This is a genomic window from Micromonospora sp. KC207, assembly GCF_004348615.1.
Lineage (GTDB): Bacteria > Actinomycetota > Actinomycetes > Mycobacteriales > Micromonosporaceae > Micromonospora.
This window is the reverse complement of sequence record NZ_SMKJ01000345.1, coordinates 1-6,544: the sequence shown is the minus strand read 5'-3', so window position 1 is coordinate 6,544 and position 6,544 is coordinate 1. Positions and strand designations below refer to the sequence as shown.

At 71.4% G+C, this 6,544-nt stretch carries 7 protein-coding genes; 5 read left to right on the top strand and 2 right to left on the bottom strand.

The genetic code is table 11. The features are described from left to right. Positions 1-235: 235 nt before the first annotated feature. Positions 236-700 (bottom strand): methylmalonyl-CoA epimerase, encoded by a 465-nt coding sequence (gene mce / locus E1258_RS28635; protein ID WP_132406610.1) that lies wholly within the window; start codon positions 698-700, stop codon positions 236-238. An 80-nt stretch (positions 701-780) separates the two neighbouring features. Between mce and E1258_RS28630 the strand changes: the two genes are divergently transcribed. Further along, on the top strand, positions 781-1,977 hold the full coding sequence (locus E1258_RS28630; protein WP_132406608.1) for an acetyl-CoA C-acetyltransferase: 1,197 nt from the start codon (positions 781-783) through the stop codon (positions 1,975-1,977). 183 nt (positions 1,978-2,160) lie between these two features. Beyond that, positions 2,161-3,099, top strand: coding sequence for a methylmalonyl Co-A mutase-associated GTPase MeaB (meaB, locus tag E1258_RS28625; protein ID WP_243715753.1), 939 nt, complete (start codon positions 2,161-2,163; stop codon positions 3,097-3,099). A gap of 128 nt (positions 3,100-3,227) precedes the next feature. Here meaB and E1258_RS28620 read toward each other — a convergent pair whose 3' ends face one another. Beyond that, complete coding sequence (locus E1258_RS28620; RefSeq protein ID WP_132406606.1) at positions 3,228-3,809, bottom strand: TetR/AcrR family transcriptional regulator; 582 nt, start codon at positions 3,807-3,809, stop codon at positions 3,228-3,230. A gap of 104 nt (positions 3,810-3,913) precedes the next feature. Between E1258_RS28620 and E1258_RS28615 the strand changes: the two genes are divergently transcribed. From E1258_RS28615 to E1258_RS28605, 3 genes are all read left to right on the top strand, one after another. Continuing rightward, positions 3,914-4,330, top strand: coding sequence for a VOC family protein (locus E1258_RS28615; protein WP_132406604.1), 417 nt, complete (start codon positions 3,914-3,916; stop codon positions 4,328-4,330). A gap of 51 nt (positions 4,331-4,381) precedes the next feature. Beyond that, a complete protein-coding gene (locus E1258_RS28610) occupies positions 4,382-4,786 on the top strand; it encodes an Asp23/Gls24 family envelope stress response protein (protein WP_132406602.1) in 405 nt (134 codons plus the stop codon). A 96-nt stretch (positions 4,787-4,882) separates the two neighbouring features. After that, the coding region (locus tag E1258_RS28605) for a methylmalonyl-CoA mutase (protein WP_132406600.1) at positions 4,883-6,544 on the top strand (1,662 nt) is incomplete at its 3' end.

The following is a 6,544-nucleotide window of genomic DNA, read 5'->3' as shown; positions in this document are numbered from 1 at the left end:
GTACCGGTATCACGCGAAAGGGGGCCGGCGGCCGGCGTCGAAAGGCAATGCGCACCGCCGCAACGCCCGGTGGGGCATCCCCGGACGGCTCGCCGCCGGCCTTGCGACACTCAGTGGCCACGGAAACCGGTTGATGCCGTCGGAGTGCCAGGAACGCAAGGCCGGGGCCGCCGCCCCGGGCCGATGGTTGGAGGGACCCCTGCTCCAACGAATGCGTCAACAGGGGGCCCTTCCCTCACTTTGGCTGCACCAGCTCGACGAGGACGCCGCCGGCGTCCTTCGGGTGGACGAAGTTGATCCGGGAGTCCGCAGTGCCCCGGCGGGGAGTCTCGTAGAGCAGCCGTAGTCCGCGCTCGCGCAGCGCCGCGCACGCCGCGTCGATGTCGACCACCGTGTACGCCACCTGCTGCACGCCGGGCCCGTTGCGGTCCAGGAACTTGGCGATGGTCGCTTCCGGGGTCAGCGGGGCGAGCAACTGCACGCAGCCGCCCTCGACGGTCGGCCCGACCGCCAACATCGCCTCGCGGACGCCCTGCTCGGTGTTGGTCTCGGTGTGCACGCAGCGCATCCCGAAGGTGCGCTGGTAGAAGTCGATCGCGGCGTCGAGGTCGGCGACGGCGATCCCGACGTGGTCGATGCGGCGCAGGCCGATGTCTGTGACGAAGTCGGCAGCGGGCTCGACGGGGGAGTTCTCAGCCATGGCGTTAGTCTGACCGAACACCCGTGCAACCGAACAATCGTTAAGTTTTACGGCTCGGCATCCCCCTCGGAGGCAGGCACATGGCTTCGGTGATCGTCAGCGGCGCGCGGACCCCGATGGGGCGTTTGCTCGGCAACCTCAAGGATCTGCCCGCCACGAAGCTCGGCGGCGTCGCGATCAAGGCCGCGCTGGAGCGCGCCGGAGTGGCCCCCGAGCAGGTGCAGTACGTCATCATGGGCCAGGTCCTGCAGGCCGGCACCGGGCAGATCCCGGCCCGGCAGGCCGCGGTCGAGGCCGGCATCCCGATGTCCGTGCCGGCACTGACGATCAACAAGGTCTGCCTCTCCGGCCTGGACGCGATCGCCCTGGCCGACCAGCTGATCCGGGCCGGCGAGTTCGACATCGTGGTGGCCGGCGGCATGGAGTCGATGACCAACGCCCCGCACCTGCTGCGCGGTCAGCGCGTCGGCTACAAGTACGGCGACGTCACGATCTCCGACCACATGGCCCTCGACGGGCTGACGGACGCCTGGGACTGCTGCTCGATGGGCGAGTCCACCGAGCGGCACGGCGCGCGGCACGGCATCACCCGCACCGAGCAGGACGCCTTCGCCGCCGCCAGCCACCAGCGGGCCGCCGCCGCGCAGAAGAACGGCCACTTCGCCGACGAGATCGTCCCGGTGACCATCCCGCAGCGCAAGGGCGACCCGGTGGTGATCAGCGAGGACGAGGGCATCCGCCCGGACACCACCGTCGAGTCGCTGGGCCGGTTGCGCCCGGCGTTCGCCTCCGACGGCACGATCACCGCCGGCAGCGCCTCGCCGATCTCCGACGGGGCCGCAGCCGTCGTCGTGATGGCCAAGGCCAAGGCCAAGGAGCTGGGGCTGACCTGGCTGGCCGAGATCGGCGCGCACGGCAACGTGGCGGGCCCGGACAATTCCCTGCACTCGCAGCCCTCCAACGCGATCAGCCACGCCCTGCGCAAGGACGGCCTGGGCGTGGAGGACCTCGACCTCATCGAGATCAACGAGGCGTTCGCCGCGGTGGGCATCCAGTCCATGCGGGACCTGGGGGTCAGCGCCGAGAAGGTGAACGTCAACGGCGGCGCTATCGCACTCGGGCACCCGATCGGCATGTCCGGGGCCCGGCTGGTGCTCACCCTCGCCCTGGAACTCAAGCGGCGCGGCGGCGGCACCGGCGCGGCGGCGCTCTGCGGCGGCGGCGGCCAAGGCGACGCCCTGATCATCCGCGTTCCCAACCCCGGCGAGCAGCCGTGAGCGTGAGGAGTGAGCGGGGTGTGCGAGCCCCGCAGTCGCGAACGAAGATCGCACCGTGAGCGTGAGGAGTGAGCGGGGTGTGCGAGCCCCGCAGTCGCGAACGAAGATCGCACCGTGAGCGGAGCGGTCGAGCGGGCCACGGCCGCCGGCGTGGCGTCGGTCCGCCGGAGCCGGGACGTGCCGATGCTCGTGGAGCGGGCCCGCGCCGGTGACCCGCGCGCCGTGGCCCGGCTGATCACCCTGGTCGAGTCCGGCGACGAGGTGCTGCCCCGGGTGGCGGCGGCGCTGGCCTCGTACGCGGGTCAGGCCCAGGTGGTCGGGCTGACCGGGTCTCCCGGGGTGGGCAAGTCGACCACCACCAACGAGCTGGTCCGGGCGCTGCGCTCCCGCGGGCACCGGGTCGGGGTGCTGGCCGTCGACCCGTCCAGCCCGTTCACCGGCGGGGCGATCCTCGGCGACCGGGTCCGGATGCAGGACCACGCCACCGACCCGGGGGTCTACATCCGGTCGATGTCCAGCCGGGGTCACCTCGGCGGCCTGTCGGCGGCGACCCCGCAGGCGGTGCGGGTGCTGGAGGGCGCCGGCTGCGACGTGGTGTTGGTGGAGACCGTCGGTGTGGGGCAGGCCGAGGTGGAGGTCGCCTCGCTGGCTGACACCACGCTGGTGCTGCTCGCCCCCGGTATGGGCGACGCGATCCAGGCGGTCAAGGCGGGGATCCTGGAGATCGCCGACGTCTTCGTGGTGAACAAGGCCGACCGGGACGGCGCCGACGCCACCGTCCGCGACATCCAGGGCATGATCGCCCTCGGTGAGCGCGGCCCGGGCGAGTGGCGACCGCAGGTGGTCCGGTCGGTCGCCGCGCGTGGCGAGGGCATCGACGACATCGCCGCCGCGATCGACAAGCACCGCGACTGGCTGGAGCGCCACGACGAGCTGCGCCGCCGCCGGCAGGCGCGGGCCGCCGCCGAGATCGAGGCGATCGCGCTGGGCGTGCTGCGGGCCCGGATCGGTTCGCTGCGCGACGGTACGGAGCTGCCGGCGCTCGCCGCGAAGGTGGCCGAGGGGGCGCTCGACCCGTACGCCGCCGCCGACGAGCTGCTGGCACAGATCGGCACCGGATGAGTCCGGCGCGGTGAGTGTCGCGTCGGTGTGGATTCTGTCGGGCTGAGCGGGTCGACGAGGCGGCGGTGCCCTGGCCACGTTGTCGGCCCGCGGAGCGCGCCCGACGTCCGCTCTCCGATCCGCGGTGGTCAGCGGATGCGGAGCCCTTCCAGCAGGCGGGTGAGTGCGGCGCAGGTCTGCTCCAGCGCGTGCGGACTGGTCGTCGTGGCGAGCCAGAGCGCGGCCTCGTTCATCGCGCCGGAGAGCAGGTGGGCCAGCGGCGTGACCGGCTGCGCCGCGAGCGTTCCGTCGGCGATCAGGTCGGCGAGCGCCTCGGCGAGGTGGTGCGCCGAGGCCGCCTCGTCGAAGGCGCGCCAGTCGGCCCAGCCCAGTACCGCCGGCCCGTCGACCAGCATGATCCGCTGAACCTGCGGGGCGGTGCTCGCGGTGAGGAACGCCCGGCAGCCCGCCGTCAGCCGTGCCCAGGGGTCGTGCTGCGCCTCGGCGGCCGCGACGACCTGCGCGGCGACCTCCTGCTGTACCAGCTCCAGAACCGCCCGGAAGAGGTCGGCCTTGCCGGCGAAGTGGTGGTACAGCGCGCCTTTCGTCACGCCGGCGGCGGCGACGATCTGGGCGAGGCCGACCGCCCCGTACCCGTGCGTCGCGAAGAGTCGCCGGCTCTCGCGCACCAGTGCGTGCCGGGTCTGCTCCCGCTGCTCCGCCCTACGCATGTGTTCCCGCCCGTCGCCTGCGGCCCCGCCGCACCAACTATTGACATACCGATGGTACGCCAATAGCGTAGCTCACATACCGACGGTATGTGAACGGAGTGATCATGCTCTTGACCAGCTTCTACCCGGTGATTTGCACGACTCGGCTGAAGGAGTCGCACGCGTTCTACGCCGACTGGTTCGGCTTCGAGACCACCTTCGAGGCGGACTGGTATGTGAGCCTGCGTCGCCCGGGGCCGGTGCCGTGCGAACTCGGGCTTCTGGACCACACTCATCCGACGATCCCGAACGGGTACCGCAAGCCGGTGGACGGGCTGCTGCTCAACGTCGAGGTGCCCGATGTGGATGCCCAGTGGCGGCGGCTCGTCGTCGAGGGCGGGCTGCGGGTCGAGCTGGACCTGCGTAGTGAGGACTTCGGGCAGCGGCACTTCGTCGTGGCGGACCCCAACGGGGTGTTGGTCGACGTCATCACGCCGATCGAACCGACGGGGGAGTATGTCGAGCGGTACATCGACCGCTAGTACGCTCGCACCGCCTCACGCCGTGGGGCGGGTGACGTGGTGGGAGAAGGCATGAGCGACGAGGCGACGCGGGAACTGCGGGTGACGCCGGACGCGGTTGCGGGCGGGACGACGCACGTCTCCGACGAGGTGGTGGAGAAGATCGCGGTGGCCGCCGCCCGGTCGGTGCCCGGCGTGGTGGAGCTCGGCGGGGACGTGGCCCGGTTCTTTAACGCGGTGCTCGACAAGGTCGGTCTGGACCAGGTCGGTGACGCGCGAAGGGGCTGCTCGGCGCATGTCACCAACGGCGCGGCCGTGGTCAACCTGGTGCTGGTGATCTCGGTGGGGCAGTCGGTGCCGCAGGTGACCGAGGCGGTGCGGGCGGCGATCTCGGCGGCGGTCGAGGCGTACGGGCTGCGGGTCGACGAAATCAACATCCGGGTGGACGACGTGGCGATGGAGGTGCCCCCGGCCTGAGTTCGTTACCGACGGGTACGAACTTCCTTAGCGATCGTTCAGGGCGGCGTTCTACACTCGGATCCTCAGCCGAGGACCCGAGGAGGAGCGCCGCGGATGGACGCCGACGAGATCGCCGCCGGACGGGCCCGCTGGCAGGCCCGCTACGACGCCGCGCGCAAGCGGGACGCGGACTTCACCACCCTGTCCGGGATGACCGTGGATCCGGTGTACGGCCCCCCGGAGGGGATGGCGTACCCGGGCTTCGAGCGGATCGGCTGGCCGGGCGAGTACCCGTACACCAGGGGCCTGCACCCCACCGGCTACCGGGGGCGGACCTGGACCATCCGGCAGTTCGCCGGCTTCGGCAACGCCCGGCAGACCAACGAGCGCTACAAGATGATCCTCGGTGCCGGCGGCGGCGGCCTCTCCGTGGCGTTCGACATGCCCACCCTGATGGGGCGGGACTCCGACGACCCGCAGGCCCTCGGCGAGGTCGGGCACTGCGGGGTGGCCGTCGACTCGGCCGCCGACATGGAGGTGCTCTTCGACGGCATCGACCTGGCCGGCGTCACCACCTCGATGACCATCTCCGGCCCGGCTGTGCCGGTCTTCTGCATGTACCTGGTCGCCGCCGAGCGGCAGGGCGCCGACCTGTCCACCCTGGACGGGACCCTCCAGACGGACATCTTCAAGGAGTACATCGCGCAGAAGGAGTGGCTCTTCGACCCCGAGCCGCACCTGCGCCTGATCGGCGACCTGATGGAGTACTGCGCGCGCGAGATCCCCCGGTACAAGCCGCTGTCCGTCTCCGGGTACCACATCAGGGAGGCCGGTGCGACGGCCGCGCAGGAGCTGGCGTACACCCTCGCCGACGGGTTCGGCTACGTCGAGCTGGGGCTGTCGCGTGGGCTGGACGTCAACGTCTTCGCCCCGGGGTTGAGCTTCTTCTTCGACTCCCACGTGGACTTCTTCGAGGAGATCGCCAAGTTCCGGGCCGCCCGCCGGATCTGGGCCCGGTGGCTGCGCGACGTCTACGGCGCCACCAGCGAGAAGGCGCTCTGGCTGCGGTTCCACACCCAGACCGCCGGGGTGTCGCTGACCGCCCAGCAGCCGGTCAACAACGTCGTACGCACCGCCGTCGAGGCGCTCGCCGCAGTGCTCGGCGGGACCAACTCGCTGCACACCAACGCCCTCGACGAGACCCTCGCGCTGCCCACCGACGAGTCTGCCGAGATCGCCCTGCGTACCCAGCAGGTGCTGATGGAGGAAACCGGCGTGGTGAACGTGGCCGACCCGCTCGGCGGTTCCTGGTACGTCGAGGCGCTCACCGACAAGATCGAGGCCGAGGCGGAGGAGATCTTCGCCCGGATCCGGCAGCTCGGCGGCGACGGTCCGCACCGGATCGGCCCGATGACCTCCGGCATCCTGCGCGGCATCGAGGACGGCTGGTTCACCGGCCACATCGCCGAGTCCGCCTTCGTCTACCAGCAGGCCCTCGAGAAGGGCGACAAGAGGATCGTCGGCGTCAACTGCCACACCGGCACGATCGCCAAGAACCTGGAGATCCTGCGCATCTCGCACGAGGTGGAGGTGGAGCAGCGCCGGGTGCTCGCCGAGCGCAAGGCGGCCCGCGACGAGCCGGCGGTTCGGGCGGGGGTGGCCCGGATGGTCGAGGTCAGCCGCACCGGGGAGAACATGATCCCGGCCATGCTCGACGCCGTCCGCGCCGAGGCCACCCTCGGCGAGATCTGCGACGCCCTCCGCGCCGAATGGGGC

Bases quoted from the DNA above. Each gene is read 5' to 3' on its own strand.
- E1258_RS28610 (WP_132406602.1), top strand. From the start codon at position 4,382: ATGAGCGACGAGGCGACGCGGGAACTGCGGGTGACGCCGGACGCGGTT.
- E1258_RS28630 (WP_132406608.1), top strand. From the start codon at position 781: ATGGCTTCGGTGATCGTCAGCGGCGCGCGGACCCCGATGGGGCGTTTG.
- E1258_RS28620 (WP_132406606.1), bottom strand. From the start codon at position 3,809: ATGCGTAGGGCGGAGCAGCGGGAGCAGACCCGGCACGCACTGGTGCGC.
- E1258_RS28615 (WP_132406604.1), top strand. From the start codon at position 3,914: ATGCTCTTGACCAGCTTCTACCCGGTGATTTGCACGACTCGGCTGAAG.
- mce (WP_132406610.1), bottom strand. From the start codon at position 700: ATGGCTGAGAACTCCCCCGTCGAGCCCGCTGCCGACTTCGTCACAGAC.
- meaB (WP_243715753.1), top strand. From the start codon at position 2,161: ATGCTCGTGGAGCGGGCCCGCGCCGGTGACCCGCGCGCCGTGGCCCGG.